Genomic DNA, 16,003 nt, shown 5'->3' on the forward strand with positions numbered 1-16,003 from the left:
ACGCGTGCAGGTGGTTTGATGCAGCGGGAAGGGAGCGCTTGAGCGCTCCCTTAGATGGTTGGTGATTTATTGTTCCGAGAAAAATCTAAAGAGCTGCTGCGCCCGCTTCGGCGACCGCGTGATCCTGTTCGCCGGAGCCGCCGCTGACGCCGATGGCACCGACTACTTTTCCTTCCTTCTTGAGCGGGATGCCGCCGGCGAAGATCATAACCTTGCCGTCGTTGGACGCGTGGATGCCGAAGAACTGGTTGCCGGATTGCGAGTGCTCGGCGAGGTCTTTGGTGGCGATGTCGAAGGCGCGGGAGGTCCAGGCTTTCTTGATGGAGATGTCGATGGAGCCGAGCCAGGCGTTGTCCATGCGGACGTGGCTGATGAGGTTGCCGCCGGCGTCGGCTACTGCGATGTTCATGGGTTGGCCGATCTCTTCGGCTTTCTTTTCGGCTGCGGCGATGATGCGGCGGGCGTCTGCTAGTTGGATCATTTTTTCTCCTGATACGAGCTTATCGGTTTGACGCTTGTGGTGCGGGGGAGTGGCTTGGGTTTTGACGTGAGTGGACGGAATTTTACATTCCCATCCATCGCGGTGAGACTGCGATGGATGGGGCCCCCGGAGATTTGTAGCGGGGGAGGAGAGCGGTTCGCTGCGCGAAAGCCCACTCACGCGATGAGATTGCATGAATGGGGCATCCGGCACCCGGCGGAAAGTACAACGCATCGACCTCAGGGTTTTGTTGAAGAGCGTTAATCAGCGCACTGCTGGTGTTGCGGAGGCAACGCGGGTGCTGTGGATGAAGACGATCTTCCAGTTGCCGGCTTGCTTCCGGAGGATGGCAGACTCAAGCCATTGCTGGTTGGTGGTGACTGAGCCGCTTGTGATGGTGCCACTGTTGACGTAGGCGATCCAGGCGTTCCTGCCGTCGATGTGGACATCGGGTTCGGTCACATGCCACTCATATCGCTTGCCGGCGTCGTGTGCGGTCTTGATGAGAGCCATAACGGAGTCACCGTTGAAGCGAACTCCATTGTCGTAGATATAGACGTCTGGGGCGACGATGGAGTGGAACTTCGAAAGGTCATCGTCGTGTGCTGCCGCGAAGAACGTGGTCATGACGTTTACGACTTTTTGCTGTTCGCCGGAGAGCGGCTGTTGGGCTATTCCGGGATATGCTTTGGCAAAGATGGTGAATGCAAGGGCCGCGATTGCATGGGTGATGCACGTGCGTCGTGTCAAAAAATCTCCTAAGTGGCGGACCACTTTGACGATTTTATGAGGTTTTCGGATGGAGGGATTGCGCTGCGAGCCGTTCGCTGTGCTGTAAGTGTTTTATTTTACAAAGTTATTGCAAGCGGTTTACCCTCGCTTGCGAAGCGGAGAGAACATCTCGGTTTCCAAACCAATGAGGAAGAGTTTACATTCCCACCCATCGCGGTGAGACTGCGATGGATGGGGCACCCGAAGATTTGTGGCGCGTGGGGGAAGGCGGTTCACATACGCGAATGCCCACATCTCAGAATGGAGATATGGGCCACCATGCGAAAGATAGGAACCGCGAGATTCCGAAGAATACAGGGATCCTTCGCTGCGCTCAGGATGACGGCGTCTAAGCGTGGGAGACATTCCTCTAACGGGCGAAGAGGTCTTTTACTTGCTGGATGAAGACGTCGCGGCCCATGTCGGAGATGGCTTCGGTGAGGGGGAGCTGTTTGGGGCAGGCCTGGACGCAGTTTTGTGCGAAGCCGCACTCCTGGATGCCACCGTCTCCGGCCAGGGCGCGGAGGCGCTCTTCTTTGAGGACGGAGCCGGAGGGGTCCATGTTGAAGAGCTTGGCCTGGGCGATGGTGGCGGCGCCGACGAAGTTGGTGACGTCGTTGAACTGGGGGCAGACCTCCATGCAGATGGTGCAGGAGATGCAGTTGGAGAGGGGGTAGCGCTGTTCTTGTATTTGAGGGGCTTGCTTGGGACCGGAACCCAGGTCGTAGGTGCCGTCTATGGGAACCCAGGCTTTGACCTTCTTGAGGTTTTCGAAGAGGACGGAGCGGTCTACGGCGAGGTCGCGGACTACGGGGAACTTTGAAAGCGGGGCTAGGGTGATGGGCTGCTCTAGTTTGTCTACGAGGGCGGAGCAGGCCATGCGGGCTTTGCCGTTGATGAGCATGGCGCAGGAGCCGCAGATCTCTTCGAGGCAGTTGGAGTCGTAGGTGACGGGCGTGGTGGCGCGGCCGGAGACGTCGACGGGGTTGAGCGCGATTTCGCCGAGGAGCGAGGTGATGTTCATGCCAGGGCGGTAGGGGATCTCGAACTTCTCGGTGATGGAGGGGGCTTCCGGGGTGGGCTGGCGCTTGATCTCGACTTTGATGGTGCTGGTTGCCATTCGATGCTCCTTAGGGCCTGCAGATATCCTGTGCCTTCGGCGTGGGGGTGAGCTGGAGGCGTTTGTTGCCGAGGATCGCAGTCGCTAAGGATGGAGCTAGAAGCTGCCGGTTTTGTGCAGGCGTTCTTTTTCCAGTGTGGCGACTGCTATGCCCTCTTCTTTGCTGATCGGAAGACGGCCTTTGAGGGCCATGGTCCGCTCGTTGGGGTGAAGGTGCGTGGTGTAGAGATACATATACGCCATGACGGCTGCGAATATGACGGACAGAGTGATGTAGACGAGATCTATGCGTTCCATGCCCGATTAGATGGGGTTCGCGGGATTTTGGGAGACTCGTCATTTTTGTTTCTTTCTACTGCTATGCCTTGTTTAGAAAACACTCAATGCCGCTACGAGGAATTTCACTTTTGCAAAACACACATTCCTGCGAGTCGATAAACTTCCTGCTCCTAAATTCATACGGACACAAAGTTCACCATCGTTCGAGATAACTGAAAATCCTGAGTCGTTATCATTCAGTGCAGATCGCATCTCGTCGCAGCACATATTGGGTTTCTCGAACGAACTCATAGGTTTAGGCGGTGGCGTCGTAGCGGCGGGGGCGGGGTTTGATGTGGCTGATGTCCACGTCTTCTAGTTCGAAGGCGGGGGCGTCGTTTTTGAAACTGGCTTTGGTCGTTTTCAGGAACTTTTCGTCGTTGCGGTCGGGGAAGTCGGGTTTGTAGTGGGCTCCACGGGACTCGTCGCGGAGGCGTGCGCCCTGGACGATGACGCGGCCTAGTTGGAGCATGTTCCAGAGCTGGCGGGTGAAGGCGAAGCTGGTGTTGGCCCACTGGCTCTTGTCGGAGAGGTTGATGTTGCGGTAGCGGTCGAGGAGCTCGACGAGCTTGGCGTCGGCTTCGTCGAGGCCTGCGTTGTAGCGGATGATGGTGGCGTGCTTGGTCATGGTCTCGCCGAGTTCGCGCCAGATCTTGAAGGGGTTTTCGGTGCCGGGGTTGTTGAGGAGGAGGCTGTTGAACTCCTTCTGACGCTGGAGTTCGGCGGCGTGGCCACCGTCGCCTTCCTGCGCGGGGAGGGCTTTGGCGTAGGCGATGGCTTGGGGGCCGGCGACGAAGCCTCCGTAGATGCAGGAGAGGAGGGAGTTGGCGCCGAGGCGGTTGGCTCCGTGGATGGAGTAGTCGGCCTCGCCTGCGGCGAAGATGCCGGGGATGTTGGTCTGCTGGTTGAAGTCGACCCAGAGGCCGCCCATGGTGTAGTGCATGCCGGGGAAGATCTTCATTGGGACTTCGCGGGGGTCGTCGCCGACGAACTTTTCGTAGATCTCGAGGATGCCTTCGAGCTTGTTGAGGCGTTCGGCGGGGAGGTGGGTGAGGTCGAGATAGACCATGGGCTGGCCGTCGATGCCCATGCCATGCTCGTAGACGACTTTGAAGATGGCTCGGGTGGCTACGTCGCGGGGGACGAGGTTGCCGTACTTGGGGTACCACTCTTCGAGGAAGTACCAGCGGTCGGCCTCGGGGATGGATTTGGCTACGCGCTTGTCGTTCTTGTCTTTGGGAACCCAGACGCGGCCGCCTTCGCCTCGGGCGGACTCGGACATGAGGCGGAGCTTGTCTTCGCCGGGGATGGCGGTGGGGTGGACCTGGATGAACTCGCCGTTGGCGTAGAAGGCTCCCTGTTGGTAAAGTGCTGATTGAGCTGAGCCGGTGCAAACAACTGAATTGGTGGACTTTCCGAATATGGCTCCGTTGCCTCCGGTGCAGACGATGATGGCGTCGGCGGGGAAGGTGCGGGTGTCCATGGTGCGGAGATCCATGGCGGTGATGCCGCGGCAGGCGCCTTTGGAGTCGAGGACGGCGGAGAGGAACTCCCAGCCTTCGTACTTGGTGACTTTGCCTTCGGCTTCGTAGCGGCGGACCTGCTCGTCGAGGGCGTAGAGGAGCTGCTGTCCGGTGGTTGCTCCGGCGAAGGCGGTGCGCTGGTAGAGGGTGCCACCGAAGCGGCGGAAGTCGAGGAGACCTTCGGGGGTGCGGTTGAAGGGCACGCCCATGCGGTCGAGGAGGTCGATGATGGCCGGGCCCTGGGCGGTCATGTTCTTGACGGGGGTTTGGTTGGCGAGGAAGTCGCCGCCGTAGACTGTGTCGTCGAAGTGCTTGAGGACGGAGTCGCCTTCGCCTTTGAGGTCCTTGGCGGCGTTGATGCCTCCCTGGGCGCAGACGGAGTGGGAGCGCTTGACGGGGACGATGGAGAAGAGGTCGACCTTGCCGCCGGCTTCGGCGATCTTGATGACGGCGGCTAGTCCGGCTAGGCCGCCGCCTACTACGATGATTCTTGGTGTTGCTGCTGCCATGTAAGACTCCTAGCTTCTGCGCGTACTAGAGCTTTATCTTTGGTGATAGTGAATGAACAGAGTTGTTACGAGCAGAGCAACCATCGAGCACATCACGATCTTGTTCGCCAGTTTGTATTGCCATCTGAGTTCGCTTTGAGGGAACAGTAGTTCGTGTATCGCAAGAAAGTTTTTCTTTCTGTAAATTGTGCCCATAAGCGTCTGAGGTTGAGGGAAGTTCTTTTTACCTATTTGCCGCTTGATTCTGAACTCACAAACAAGAATCCATATAACTCCCAACGTAAAAATCGCGATTAGCACGAATGCGATCGCCTGCATTATCTAACCTCACCTGGCTGAGAGGGGTTGGTGGAGTTTGCTGGTGGGACTATTGGTGCGGGTAGGTCGATGCCGGCGGGTTGGGCGGGCATTACGTCGACGGGGGCGTTGGGGTACTTCCAGACGACGGCGTAGATACTGGCCAGGCCCATGAGGCAGAGGGCCAGGCCGAAGGCGGTGCAGACGTAGCCGAACTTCTTGCGGGCCTTTTCGCCGGGGGTTATGCCCCATTTGGCAGCGAAGAGCCAGATGCCGTAGGCGAAGTGCCAGGTGGTGGCGATCATCGCGATGACGTAGATGGCGAGCATCCAGGGGTTCGAGAGTTCAACCTGTACTTTATGGAAGGCGGCGCCGGGGTTCTCGGGGAGGGAGATGCCGCTGAAGCGCTGTCGCCAGACGTGCTGGACGATGTAGAGGAAGGCGATGACGCCGGTGATGCGCTGGGAGACGTACATCCAGTTGGAGGCCCAGGGGTAGACGTTGATGCTGACCCGGCCGCGGAAGGCGATGAAGAGTCCGTAGAGGGCGTGGAAGGCGAGGGGGATGAAGATGAAGGCCCACTCGAGGACGCGGACGAGCGGGAGGGAGTTGAGGAACTTGACCTGCTGGGCGTAGGCGAGGGGGCCGTTGAGGGTCTCGAAGTTGGAGATGATGTGCTCGACGAGGAAGGCGCCGATGGGGACGATGCCGGAGAGGGAGTGGAGCTTGTGCCAGAGGAAGGAGTTGCCCTGGCCGGCGCGGAGGGGCTGCACACCTTTGAGGGGCTTAGGGGCAGGAGGTGCTGGCGGGGCGGCGGTGGCCATGGGGACTCCTTGAGATCGTGATGGATGCACTTGGGGTGGAGTGGAAAAGTGCAGCATCGCGATTATTCCGCTGCGGGATTGGCAGCGTCAAGGAAAGTGCCGGGTTTTGTGCGGTTATCGTGATGTTTGTGCGATTTTTATTCGGGTGGTGAAAAGCGACGGCTTATTACGACGTAGGAGTGCAGTAGAACTCGATGCGGAAGCCGTTAGGGTCGTTGAGCCAGATGTAGTTCTGTTTGCCGTGGGGGTCGATCCCGATGCCGCTGTTGGGAATGCCTGCGGATTGGAGGTGAGTGTGGATCTGCTCGAGGTGTGGGAGGGATTCGACTCCGAGGGCGATGTGGTTGAGGCCGACGTGTTCCTTGTCGTAGGGAGTGGATGCGGGACTGGTGGCCTTGGTGAAGAAGAGCCGGGTGTTAGTTCCGATCTGGTAGAGGAAGAGGTCTTCGTTTTCGAAGACGGGTGCGCCGAAGAGGGCGCGGTAGAAGGTTTTGGAAGCTGGGATGTCGCGGACGCGGAAGACGAGGTGATCGATGGAGAGTGTTGGGAGCATGGCTCGAGTTTATCGCGAGGAGTGGGAGTGGAGTCCGGAGTTTAACTCGGCGATGAGGGCGGCGAAGGCTCGGCCGCGATGGCTGAGGGTGAGCTTGGTGGCGATGTCGAGCTCGGCCATGGTTTTGTTTTGGGCGGGGAGGTAGAAGAGTGGGTCGTAGCCGAAGCCGTCGGTGCCGCGGGGGGCGGTGAGGACTTCGCCTTCGACTGCGCCGTGGCCGATGGCTAGGATGTGGCCGTTGCGTGCGGCGGCGAGGACGCAGTGGTAGCGGGCGCTGCGTTGGGTGAGAGGGATGTCGGTGAGGTTGGAGATGAGGTAGAGGTTGTTGCGCTCGTCTGTGGTGGCGTTCGCTGGTTCGGTGAAGTGGTGGTCGTCGGCGTAGCGGGCGGAGCGGACACCGGGGGCTCCATGGAGTGCGTCGACTTCGAGGCCAGAGTCGTCGGCGATGACGATTTCGTTGGGGGCGTGGTGGGAGTAGAAGATGGCCTTGAGGCGGGCGTTGCCTTCGAAGGTGGGCTCATCTTCGGCGGGGGCGGGGATTTGTTTTAGGTTGGGCAGGGGAGTGAGTGTGATCTGGGGAGAGGCTGTGGCGGCGAAGTCCCGGAGCTTGCCTGGGTTGGTGGTGGCGACGAAGAGATTCATGATTGTGTCAACAGTCTAGACATCACTTCGCTCATCCGATCATCGCTATTTCTATGACTTTGAACAACACCCAAAATGGTTATGCTTTGCCTCCAACGCTAGGGATTTTGCGGTGGTGCAGGAACGGCTACCAGAGCCTTGACCTTGTCGGTCAGTACACCGATGGATTGTGTGAAGGCAATCGCGGTCTTTGCTTTGTTGCTCCCGAGGCCGGCAGGCATGACGATTGAATAGACTGGATCATGAGTTGAAGCCTCGAAGATAGACAGGGTGAGGGTCGGGATGTAGGCCTCCGTTGTGTCACTGGCTATGTTCGCGTTCCCACCGGGCTTTATTATGTACTCATGGACGATGGTGCTTGAGCCGATCTCAAAGATAAGATCTGCCTGGCTCGGAGAGTCGACTAACTGGAAGTAGCCCCACTGCTTGAGGGACGCATAGAGTTCGTCGTAGGTGACATTCGGTCCTCCAGGTATGATCTGGTTGAAACCGTGGTCAACACCCGCATTGGAAAGAAAGATCTTTTTGGCGGCTGTGACTTGGGAGATCACGGAAGGCGGCGGTGGAGGCGGTGGTGGTGGCGGTGCCACCACCTGCTGCGCACAGCCCACGGTAAGAAGAATCAGCAACAGAGTGAAACACGGCAGACGTCTCCGGTACGAGGATTTCATGAAAGTACCACCACAAGAAAAGAATAGAGATGCGCTGGAAAACTGACTCAACGATACATGAGGCCGAGAGTCGATTCTCCGTCCATTGATATCGATACGAGCAGTAGGGCCTTCGAACTCTCACCGAGTAAGTCTCCGTAAGATATCCGTGCATTGCGGGCTTTTGCTCAGCGTGCCGACATGTCCTGAAGTCCGTCCATTTCAACATCCGATCGCAAAATAGAAGAAAAACTGTTCTGGTCTATTTCGGCGTGCCAATTGCCGTTTGAATCGCGATACAGAGTGCCCTTGGCGCACAGGTATGTCGGTCTATCCCTCTCATCGGCGTCAAGGTTGTGGACATCAAGGGTCAGACCTTCCTGAGGCACAATTCCTAGCTTTCGAAGATCCTCGAATGATCCGTGAGTTAGTTGAGTGTGGCCGAGGTACAAATAAACGCTGCCCTTCATCAGTCAATTCTAGCGACGAAGAGATTCATCCGGCTACTTAGCGCAAATCGAGATGACGATTTTTTGCCGCGTGAAGTGAAAGGCAAACGCAGATCCCCTTCGGGGATGACAACAAGAAAGGAAAATGCACTCCTGCTTGAGGTAGGTGCTATTGCGTTATGCGGAAGCGAACGAAGGCTACTGCTCCGAAGGGGTGGGCTCCGTAGATGGAGATGAGGGGAGCGGGTGTGGTGTAGGTGGTGAATTGTGCGCCGGGTGCGGCCAGGAGATGTGGGGCTATGCGGTAGTCGCGGTCGTAGCCGAAGGAGTAGGCGGCGACGTGGCCGAGGGGAGATTCGGTGAAGTTGGATGGGAGTGGGGAGCCGGGTGGGATGAGGAGTTCGTTGGAGCGGCCTGCGTTTTCGATGCGTGTCCAGACATAGTTGCGGGTGCGGAAGTTCAAGAGGGATTCGAGGAGGTAGCTGTTTTCTTTGGTGTTGTCGGTTAGGGATTTTGTTCGGCCCCAGAGGAGAGTGGTGGACCAGTTGTTGGTTGCTGTGGTGGTCATGTCCATGCCGGGCATGCTGGTGGTGTTGTGGTGAGTGCCGAAGGGGCGGTTGTACATGATGGAGGCGGTTTGGCGTTGCTGGTCTTCGTTGGGGTAGAGGGCCTCGGGGCTGACGATGTGGGCGATGGAGTATTGGGCGGCGATGTTTTTTGTTGGTGCGAAGGTGATGCGGGAGGAGTAGCTGTCGACGGCGTGGCCGTTGGGGGAGGGTTGGAAGCCCCAGCGCTGCTCGGTGGGTTCGGCGCCGTGGAAGCCGGACTCTTCGAAGCGGAGCCAACGCCAGGTGAGGGCGCCGGTGAAGACGTTGAAGGCGATGTGGGTGGAGTCTTGCTGGTGGTGGCCGAGGGCGGCGATGGGATCTTCAGAGGCGGAGAGGCGGTGCGGGTAGGCGGTGGGGCCGATGGCGGGGTCGCCTACGGGGGCCGCGTAGAAGCTGAGGAGGGCTTGTTTGCCGAGGCGGACGTCGTAGAGGGCGGCGAGTTCCATGAAGAAGTCGTGCGGGTGCTGGCCGTCGATGATGGGTTTGCCGAAGGCGGTTTCGCCTTGCTGGAAGAGCTCGGGGTACTGGCGGCCGGAGATGGTGGCGGGTTCAAGGGAGAGCATGGTGCGGAGGGTGAGCTGGCCGTATTGGCCGTGATCGCCGAGCTGGCGCATGGCCATGGGCATGATCCAGTTAGTGGAGAAGAGCTTGTCGCCGCCGCGGCCAACTTGGCCGGAGCAGGAGAGATTGAACTGTGTGCAGGTGTCAGGGGAGGGGCTGAGTGGGTCGGATGTGGCGTGTTGTTGCGTGTCGGAGATGGAGGCGGTGCCGTGGAGCATGAGCATCCAGCCGCGGTAGCTGTGCATGAGCATGGGGACTGGTGTTGAGGCGGGTTCGGCGCTGGTGCCGGAGGTGGTGTGGTTGAGGATGGTGTCGATGAGATTCGATGGCGGCTTCATCATGTTCCTGTCTGCTGCTTCAGGGGAGTTCATTTGCATGCCTGGCATGTTGGGCATGGGGGCTTGATCTGTCTGCGACAGAGTGAGAGATGGGGTTAACAGAAATATTGGAAGCAGGGCCGCTTGCAGGATGGAGCGCATGGAGATTCCTTGTCTTGATGCGTGCGTTGTCAGAGGACAGCGTGGAGGACGCTGTGACGCGGCTTGAGATCAAGAGGAAATCAGATACGAAGGGGAGTACTTGAACGGAGTGGCGGCGGAGCGGTCCAATGTATGACCGACGCTGTCAGCGGGGTAGAGATCGCATTGAAAGATGCGACGACGGTGACTGCCTGGAGTTGGATCTGCGGCTCGACCGGTGTGGAGGCGATTGCCGACGGTTGTTCTTGTTGTGCGCTACAGCAGGCGGGAGTGTGTTGATCGAGGGGCGACTGCTTCGGGCATTGATCGCATGAGGACTGCTTTGGTGGTGCAACGCTTACGCAGGTCGCTGCACTGACGAGAAGAGTCAGGAGGCAGAGCAGCGTCGCGAAGAGGTGCAGAGTTTTTTGCATCTTTGTGAGGTTTGACGAAGAAACAAGGGCAGAAGATACGTGTGCACGGAGAATTATTTTTTTTGCTGTTGCGATTGTATTCTCAAATGAGTTTGAGTGGAAGGTTCGCGGGCTGGTGTTTGTTTTCATGCTCGAGAAGCCAGCGTTTGCGCTCGATGCCTCCTCCGTAGCCGGTAAGGGAGCCGTTGGATCCGATGACGCGGTGACAAGGCACGACGACTCCGATTGGATTGGAACCGTTGGCGAGACCGACTGCTCTGACGGCGTTCGGTCTGCCGATTTGTTTGGCAAGGTTTCCGTAAGAGACGGTTGTGCCGTGCGGGATCTCTCGCAGTGCGCGCCAGACCTCGCGTTGGAATGGTGTGCCCGCTGTTCGTACGGGGAGTTCGTTTAGCGCGGCGAGGTCTCCTGCAAAGTAACGCTTGATCACGTCGGATAAGCCAGATGGATTGTTGGCCGGCTCAAGCTTGAATCCGTTGCGGCCGTAGTGAATCCGGAGGGACTTTTGCAGGCGCTCCTCATGATCTGTCCATTCAACAGCGCGTAGGTTTCCGTCATGATCGGCTACGATGATCATCTCGCCGATGGGTGTGTCGAATCGATCTGTCAGGAGGTTAGGAGGTTCCGGCATGTTCTCCTCGATTTGAATAGTTTGTTTGTGCTCGGCGCGCCGACCTGGTTGTCAGGCGCAGTGATCCGATGCACGAAGAGCACTCCTCCCGTCTCGTTCTCGGTCGGTTCCATGAACGAAGTCTCTCACGACGAGCTTCGCGAAACTCGCGGTTTTCGGGCGCGATCACTGCCTGTCATCCGCCGCGGCGTCGGCTGAAACTGTGCGCAAGCTGTTATTGAGAAACTGCGGGGTGTCGTAGGAGGATGATGTCGACGCGGCGGTTTTGGGTGCGGCCGTCTTCGGTGGCGTTGCTGGCGACGGGATGAAACTCGGCGTAGCCTGCTGCTGCGAGATTGGCTGGGTCGATTGGACCGTGTTCGAGGAGAAGGCGTGCGATGGCTGTCGATCGCGCGGTGGAGAGCTCCCAGTTGCTGGCGAACTGTGCGGTGTGAATGGGTACGTTGTCCGTGTGGCCTTCGACGCGGAGGGGGCCTGCGGGCAGGGTGTTGGCGAGGATCGAGATCATGGGGATCGATGCCGGACGGACCTCGGCGGAGCCGGAGGGGAAGAACCCGGCTTCGTGAAGAGAGATGACGAGGCCGTCGGGAGTGATGCGCATGGCGATGCCGCCGGGAGGGATGCCGCCAGCGGCGACCTGCTCCGCGATGAGCTTGCGCAGGCGGGCTTCGGTCTCCTTCAGGCTCTCAGTGCTGGCGGAGGGCAGGGGGCGCACGATCGGTGATGGGATCGAGTTAGTGATGGCTGAGGCGTTGATGTCGGTGAGCGGCGGAGTCTTCGAGTGGGCGTCGAAGGTGCCCAGGGGAGTGAATGCGGTTTGCATAGCCTCGGAAAGCTTGAGTTGCTTCTTCTTGTCGGATTGGCTGGAGGCGAACAGGACGACGAAGAAGGCGAAGAGCAGCGTGATGAAGTCTGCGTAGGAGACCAGCCAGCGTTCGTGGTTGACGTGCTCGGGATGTTTTTTCTTGCTCATGCTCTCGCCTCAGTGGATTTACCAGACTTCGGAGGGTGCGATTCAAAGAGATACGTGCGGAGCTTGGTTTCGATCATGCGCGGGTTCATGCCTTCGAGGATGGAGATGACTCCTTCGAGCATCATCTCCTTGATCATCTGCTCTTCGCGGTGGCGAAATTTGAGCTTGCCTGCGGCGGGGAGACAGATGAGATTGGCCATTGCGACGCCGTAGATGGTGGCGACGAAGGCGACGGCGATGCCGCGACCGACCTCGTCGATGTTGGAGAGATTTTTCATGACCTGGATGAGTCCGAGGACGGCGCCGATGATGCCGACCGTTGGTGAGTAGCCGCCGGCGGCCTCAAAGACAGCGGGGATTTTTTCTTCGATCTCGGATTTGTTGTCGAGCTCGAGCTGCATGATCTTGCGGACCTCTGCGGGTTCGGTGCCGTCGACGGCTAGCATGAGAGCTTGCCGGAGGAAGGGGTCGGAGACGGACGGTAGATCCGCGTCGAGGGAGACGATACCGCTTCGGCGGGCTTTGTTGGCGAAGGTGACGATCTGGGCGAGGGTCGCTTCGCCGTTAGATCCTTTATGAAGGAAGACCTTCAGCGCGGCTTTGATGGCGGCGAGGAAGATGTTCATTGGGAATTGGAGCATGACGGCGCCGACGGTGCCGCCAATGACGATCATGGCCGCGGTGGGCTGGGTGATCTGGGCGATGCTGCCGCCTTCCACCATCATGCCGGCGAGAATGCCGATGAGGGCGAGAGCGATGCCGCCGATGCTGGCGATGTCCATGGGTCTCCTCTTCCAGGGTTAGGTGACTATTCCTGTGCGGCTTTGCGGTCGTGATTACGAGCAATCAGGTCGGCGTCGTGTACGGACTTTGCGACGAGAGCCTGTGCGGCTTCGGGCCAGGCCTTGCGTAAAATTGCGGCTCGAAACTCGAGAGTGAGTTGCGAGACTTCGCTGCAGGGTTCGAGGACGATGAGCTTTTCGCCGGTGATTAAGGTAAGGACAGTGTCGGGTGCGGCTTCTGCATATTTGATGAGGTCGCAGTTTACGGCGAGAGGACTACCGTTGAGGCGTGTCAGTTGGATCATGTGTGTGAAGGACTCCTCCCGGATCTTTCATCGGCAGGGAAGTTGCGGCCAATAGGAAGAAGGAGGCAGGTGACGATGACGATGGAGCGAAATGAGATTTGCGTAAAGTCAACGCGAGGGACGCCGATGAGGTGGGAGAACGCGGAGCCTACCGCATGGTGAACCGGATCTCACATCTGCTTTGACAGAGTGGTGAGTTCGCCGGTCGGACACCCGGGGCTGGCGTCGCGGTAACTCAAACCGAGCAGTACAGGAGCGTTTCCACATGTCCTTGGGCATTCTTACAAACGTTGCAGCAACCTATGCTGAGAACAACCTCAACCAGACGCAGAACAGTCTCCAGAATGTTCTCCAGCAGCTCTCCTCGGGTTCGCGCATCAACAGCGGCGCGGATGACGCGGCCGGTCTTTCGATCGCGGACGGTCTCACTGCGAACGAAGCTGCGCTGACCCAGTCTGCGCAGAATGCGCAGAACGGCGTGGGCTTGCTGCAGACTGCCGATGGTGCGTTGTCTCAGGTGACCAACCTTCTCGATCGCGCCGTTACGCTGGCGACTGAGGCTTCAAACGGTGGATTGACTGCTGCTCAGTCGACTGCTGCCGACACCGAGTTTCAGAGCATCCTGACTGAGATCGGCAACATTGGCAGCACCACGAACTTCAACAGCACGGCCGTGTTCGGCGCAACTGCGACTGACTTCACGGTCAGCGATGGAACCTCTGCGGGAACCACAACGATTGCGGCGACCGTTGGAGCTCTTACTACGGCCAACGTTGGTGCCGGAACCGGTGTGGATCTTTCGGCTCAGGTGTTGACTTCACAGACTGCAGCGACGACTGCGCTTGGCAAGATCACGACGGCTATCGCCGATATTTCGGCACAGCGTGGCGCGATCGGTGCAAACATCAACCAGCTGAACGCGGCCGCCAACGTGGCCAGTTCGGAAGAGGTGAACCTGTCCTCTGCTCAGAGCGCGATTCTTTCGACCAACTTCGGTCAGGCGACGAGCGATCTGGCGAAGTTCCAGGTGCTGAGCCAGACCGGTATCAGCGCTCTTGCCCAGGCGAATAGCTCACAGCAGGAGATTCTGAAGCTGCTGCAATAAGCGGATGAAAGCGACGGTGGCCACGCGAAGAGGCGCGGCCGCCGTTCTTTCGTTTTTGTGATTGTTAGGTGCTTCTAATCTTGGAAGCTCAGTTCTGGCACGGCGCTTGCTTCCTGCCCGTGCGAAGAAAGAACGGAACGGTGACATGGGTACTGTTGGACTAAGTTTTGGGTCGGCAACGAGCGGTCAGGGTTTCGACGTGGCGACGACCGTGTCGCAGATTCAAGCGGCGAACCAGGCGATTGAGACTCCATGGCAGAATCAACTTACGGCTCTGAAGGCCCAGGATACGGCGCTGTCTTCGCTTGGAACCGATCTCTCTACACTCTCCACGAGTCTGCAGAAGCTCACGGACTTTGAAGGCGTCTTCGCGGAGAAGGAGGGCTCCAGCTCGAATACCGATCTGCTGAGTCTTACCTCTGCCAGCTCGACGGCTGTGGCAGGCAGTCACACTATCGTTGTCGGACAATTAGCGCAGACCTCGACCGATGTTTCGACTACGGTATCGAGTGCGAGCGATACGCTTACCGGCACGGTGACGATACAGGGTCAGGTGTTCGACACCAGCACTGCGGGGAGCAACACCCTCGCGGGCCTGGCTTCAGCGATCAATTCGGCGGCTATCGGCGTCACGGCGAGTGTGGTCACGGACTCTTCGGGGACGCGACTGTCGATCGTCAGCGGAACCAGCGGCGCGGCGGGGCAGCTCAGTGCGATTACGGGGACCCTGACTGACTCGACCAGCGGCACTGCGATCTCATTCAGCGACGGCCAGGCGGGTCAGCCGGGCCAGGCGGGACAGGATGCTCAACTGACGGTCGATGGGGTGTCAATCACAACTCCATCCAATACCGTAACCAATGTGATTCCGGGAGTGACCTTTCAACTGCTGGCTGCCTCTGCGACGCCGGTGCAGGTCCAGATTACGGATGACACCACAGATATCGCGACGGCGATCAGCAGCTTTGTTTCGGCGTATAACACCGTCGTAGGAGATATCAATACGCAGGAGCAAAGTGCGTCGGGGGGAAGCTCTGCTCCGCTCCTGGGAAGTCCCATCATCGCTCAGTTGCAGGAGTCGCTCACGGGGTCTATCTTCTCGGGCACGGCAAGTGGTTCGATCAGCAATATTACCCAGCTGGGACTTACCGTCAATACTGACGGGACGCTAACGTTGGATACGGACACGCTTACCGGTGTTCTCAACTCCAATCTGTCCGACGTAACTGGTTTTCTGCAGAACTCGAATAGTTTCGGCCAGACGTTGTCGACTGCGCTGGACAATCTTGGGACGCAGGCTCCGAATGGAGCGATCTTTCTTGCTCAGCAGCAGAACAGCAGTCAGGAGACGGCGCTCAATGCGGATATTACAAATGAAAATGCGATTTTGGCGACACAGAAGACGCAGCTGACGGATGAGTTGAATACTGCGAACCAGATTTTGCAGTCCATTCCCGAGCAGCTCGATGAGGTTAACTCGGTCTTTGACTCCCTGACGGGCTTCAACCCAAATGCACAGCAGTAACGGAGGAGCAAAGATGGGCTACCAGGATCAGAGTTTGTCGGGTGCGACGGGTGTTGAACTGATCATCGCTCTTTATGATGGCGCGATACGCTTCCTCTATCGCTCGGTGCAGTGTGTAGAAGAGGACGATGCGCGTGGGCGGCGTATCGCGGTGAAGAAGGTGCTCGATATTCTGACGTATCTTCAGGCGCGGTTGCGTCCGGATCTTGGTGGTGCGGTTGCTGCGTCGCTGGCGGACTTTTATGCAACGATGTTCACGATGACGCTAGAGGCTTCGCACCTGGAGTCGAAGGAGCAGTTTGAAGAGGTGATTGGATTTGTTCGCAACGTTCGCGAGGCGTGGGTTGTTGTGGCACGCGATCCGGAAGCCGGGAGGGTTCTGCCGAGAGAGTTGCGGACACGGGAGGAGAGGTTTGTGCCGCAGGCGGAGGTGTATGTGCCAGGTGGTGAGATTGCGGCTTCGGGTTGGTCAGCTTAGTTTTTT

The 16,003-nt window shown here is 58.5% G+C and carries 18 protein-coding genes; 4 read left to right on the top strand and 14 right to left on the bottom strand.

All coding sequences use genetic code 11. The features are described 5' to 3' along the window. Positions 1-85: 85 nt before the first annotated feature. The 10 genes from RBB76_RS17690 to RBB76_RS17735 all read right to left on the bottom strand — a co-directional run bounded on the left by RBB76_RS17690 (position 86) and on the right by RBB76_RS17735 (position 9,785). Positions 86-481 (bottom strand): GlcG/HbpS family heme-binding protein, encoded by a 396-nt coding sequence (locus RBB76_RS17690; protein WP_429629013.1) that lies wholly within the window; start codon positions 479-481, stop codon positions 86-88. A 264-nt stretch (positions 482-745) separates the two neighbouring features. Continuing rightward, positions 746-1,231, bottom strand: coding sequence for a nuclear transport factor 2 family protein (locus RBB76_RS17695; RefSeq protein WP_429629014.1), 486 nt, complete (start codon positions 1,229-1,231; stop codon positions 746-748). Positions 1,232-1,622: 391 nt separating this feature from the next. Further along, positions 1,623-2,372 (bottom strand): succinate dehydrogenase iron-sulfur subunit, encoded by a 750-nt coding sequence (sdhB, locus tag RBB76_RS17700; RefSeq protein WP_429629015.1) that lies wholly within the window; start codon positions 2,370-2,372, stop codon positions 1,623-1,625. A 96-nt stretch (positions 2,373-2,468) separates the two neighbouring features. After that, a complete protein-coding gene (locus RBB76_RS17705; protein WP_429629016.1) occupies positions 2,469-2,669 on the bottom strand; it encodes a hypothetical protein in 201 nt (66 codons plus the stop codon). Between the two features lie 277 nt (positions 2,670-2,946). Beyond that, a complete protein-coding gene (sdhA, locus tag RBB76_RS17710) occupies positions 2,947-4,722 on the bottom strand; it encodes a succinate dehydrogenase flavoprotein subunit (RefSeq protein ID WP_429629017.1) in 1,776 nt (591 codons plus the stop codon). Positions 4,723-5,039: 317 nt separating this feature from the next. After that, the gene (locus RBB76_RS17715) at positions 5,040-5,843 is read right to left on the bottom strand and encodes a succinate dehydrogenase (RefSeq protein WP_429629018.1); all 804 of its coding nucleotides are present in this window, start codon (positions 5,841-5,843) and stop codon (positions 5,040-5,042) included. 166 nt (positions 5,844-6,009) lie between these two features. Beyond that, complete coding sequence (locus RBB76_RS17720; RefSeq protein WP_429629019.1) at positions 6,010-6,396, bottom strand: VOC family protein; 387 nt, start codon at positions 6,394-6,396, stop codon at positions 6,010-6,012. A 9-nt stretch (positions 6,397-6,405) separates the two neighbouring features. Further along, on the bottom strand, positions 6,406-7,038 hold the full coding sequence (locus RBB76_RS17725) for a non-canonical purine NTP pyrophosphatase (RefSeq protein ID WP_429629020.1): 633 nt from the start codon (positions 7,036-7,038) through the stop codon (positions 6,406-6,408). A 98-nt stretch (positions 7,039-7,136) separates the two neighbouring features. Beyond that, positions 7,137-7,709, bottom strand: a complete 573-nt coding sequence (locus RBB76_RS17730; protein WP_429629021.1) for a hypothetical protein — start codon at positions 7,707-7,709, stop codon at positions 7,137-7,139. Between the two features lie 597 nt (positions 7,710-8,306). Beyond that, positions 8,307-9,785, bottom strand: a complete 1,479-nt coding sequence (locus RBB76_RS17735; protein WP_429629022.1) for a hypothetical protein — start codon at positions 9,783-9,785, stop codon at positions 8,307-8,309. A 132-nt stretch (positions 9,786-9,917) separates the two neighbouring features. On the opposite strand from RBB76_RS17735, the gene RBB76_RS17740 reads away from it, so the two are divergent. Next, complete coding sequence (locus RBB76_RS17740; protein WP_429629023.1) at positions 9,918-10,064, top strand: hypothetical protein; 147 nt, start codon at positions 9,918-9,920, stop codon at positions 10,062-10,064. 216 nt (positions 10,065-10,280) lie between these two features. On the opposite strand, the gene ogt is transcribed toward RBB76_RS17740, so the two are convergent. The 4 genes from ogt to RBB76_RS17760 form a co-directional block, all read right to left on the bottom strand. Then, on the bottom strand, positions 10,281-10,829 hold the full coding sequence (gene ogt, locus RBB76_RS17745; RefSeq protein WP_429629024.1) for a methylated-DNA--[protein]-cysteine S-methyltransferase: 549 nt from the start codon (positions 10,827-10,829) through the stop codon (positions 10,281-10,283). A gap of 214 nt (positions 10,830-11,043) precedes the next feature. Next, on the bottom strand, positions 11,044-11,802 hold the full coding sequence (locus RBB76_RS17750; RefSeq protein WP_429629025.1) for a flagellar motor protein MotB: 759 nt from the start codon (positions 11,800-11,802) through the stop codon (positions 11,044-11,046). Then, on the bottom strand, positions 11,799-12,584 hold the full coding sequence (locus RBB76_RS17755; RefSeq protein ID WP_429629026.1) for a flagellar motor protein: 786 nt from the start codon (positions 12,582-12,584) through the stop codon (positions 11,799-11,801). Before RBB76_RS17755 ends, RBB76_RS17750 begins: the two co-directional genes overlap by 4 nt. A gap of 26 nt (positions 12,585-12,610) precedes the next feature. After that, on the bottom strand, positions 12,611-12,889 hold the full coding sequence (locus RBB76_RS17760; protein WP_429629027.1) for a flagellar FlbD family protein: 279 nt from the start codon (positions 12,887-12,889) through the stop codon (positions 12,611-12,613). A 265-nt stretch (positions 12,890-13,154) separates the two neighbouring features. On the opposite strand from RBB76_RS17760, the gene RBB76_RS17765 reads away from it, so the two are divergent. The 3 genes from RBB76_RS17765 (at position 13,155) to fliS (ending at position 15,997) form a co-directional block, all read left to right on the top strand. Next, positions 13,155-13,994: a flagellin gene (locus RBB76_RS17765; RefSeq protein WP_429629028.1), complete on the top strand. Its 840-nt coding sequence runs from the start codon at positions 13,155-13,157 to the stop codon at positions 13,992-13,994. Positions 13,995-14,139: 145 nt separating this feature from the next. Further along, positions 14,140-15,519 carry a flagellar filament capping protein FliD gene (gene fliD, locus RBB76_RS17770; RefSeq protein ID WP_429629029.1) on the top strand — a complete coding sequence of 460 codons (1,380 nt, stop codon included), beginning with the start codon at positions 14,140-14,142 and terminating at the stop codon, positions 15,517-15,519. Between the two features lie 13 nt (positions 15,520-15,532). Next, on the top strand, positions 15,533-15,997 hold the full coding sequence (gene fliS, locus RBB76_RS17775) for a flagellar export chaperone FliS (protein ID WP_429629030.1): 465 nt from the start codon (positions 15,533-15,535) through the stop codon (positions 15,995-15,997). Positions 15,998-16,003: the final 6 nt, after the last annotated feature.

The organism is Tunturiibacter psychrotolerans (assembly GCF_051013365.1).
In the GTDB taxonomy this organism is placed as follows: Bacteria; Acidobacteriota; Terriglobia; order Terriglobales; family Acidobacteriaceae; genus Edaphobacter; species Edaphobacter psychrotolerans_A.

Coding starts and splice junctions, on each gene's coding strand:
- RBB76_RS17725 (WP_429629020.1), bottom strand. CDS start 7,038: ATGAATCTCTTCGTCGCCACCACCAACCCAGGCAAGCTCCGGGACTTC.
- RBB76_RS17690 (WP_429629013.1), bottom strand. CDS start 481: ATGATCCAACTAGCAGACGCCCGCCGCATCATCGCCGCAGCCGAAAAG.
- RBB76_RS17730 (WP_429629021.1), bottom strand. CDS start 7,709: ATGAAATCCTCGTACCGGAGACGTCTGCCGTGTTTCACTCTGTTGCTG.
- sdhB (WP_429629015.1), bottom strand. CDS start 2,372: ATGGCAACCAGCACCATCAAAGTCGAGATCAAGCGCCAGCCCACCCCG.
- RBB76_RS17715 (WP_429629018.1), bottom strand. CDS start 5,843: ATGGCCACCGCCGCCCCGCCAGCACCTCCTGCCCCTAAGCCCCTCAAA.
- RBB76_RS17750 (WP_429629025.1), bottom strand. CDS start 11,802: ATGAGCAAGAAAAAACATCCCGAGCACGTCAACCACGAACGCTGGCTG.
- RBB76_RS17765 (WP_429629028.1), top strand. CDS start 13,155: ATGTCCTTGGGCATTCTTACAAACGTTGCAGCAACCTATGCTGAGAAC.
- RBB76_RS17740 (WP_429629023.1), top strand. CDS start 9,918: ATGACCGACGCTGTCAGCGGGGTAGAGATCGCATTGAAAGATGCGACG.
- RBB76_RS17735 (WP_429629022.1), bottom strand. CDS start 9,785: ATGCGCTCCATCCTGCAAGCGGCCCTGCTTCCAATATTTCTGTTAACC.
- fliS (WP_429629030.1), top strand. CDS start 15,533: ATGGGCTACCAGGATCAGAGTTTGTCGGGTGCGACGGGTGTTGAACTG.
- RBB76_RS17720 (WP_429629019.1), bottom strand. CDS start 6,396: ATGCTCCCAACACTCTCCATCGATCACCTCGTCTTCCGCGTCCGCGAC.
- fliD (WP_429629029.1), top strand. CDS start 14,140: ATGGGTACTGTTGGACTAAGTTTTGGGTCGGCAACGAGCGGTCAGGGT.
- RBB76_RS17760 (WP_429629027.1), bottom strand. CDS start 12,889: ATGATCCAACTGACACGCCTCAACGGTAGTCCTCTCGCCGTAAACTGC.
- sdhA (WP_429629017.1), bottom strand. CDS start 4,722: ATGGCAGCAGCAACACCAAGAATCATCGTAGTAGGCGGCGGCCTAGCC.
- ogt (WP_429629024.1), bottom strand. CDS start 10,829: ATGCCGGAACCTCCTAACCTCCTGACAGATCGATTCGACACACCCATC.
- RBB76_RS17755 (WP_429629026.1), bottom strand. CDS start 12,584: ATGGACATCGCCAGCATCGGCGGCATCGCTCTCGCCCTCATCGGCATT.
- RBB76_RS17705 (WP_429629016.1), bottom strand. CDS start 2,669: ATGGAACGCATAGATCTCGTCTACATCACTCTGTCCGTCATATTCGCA.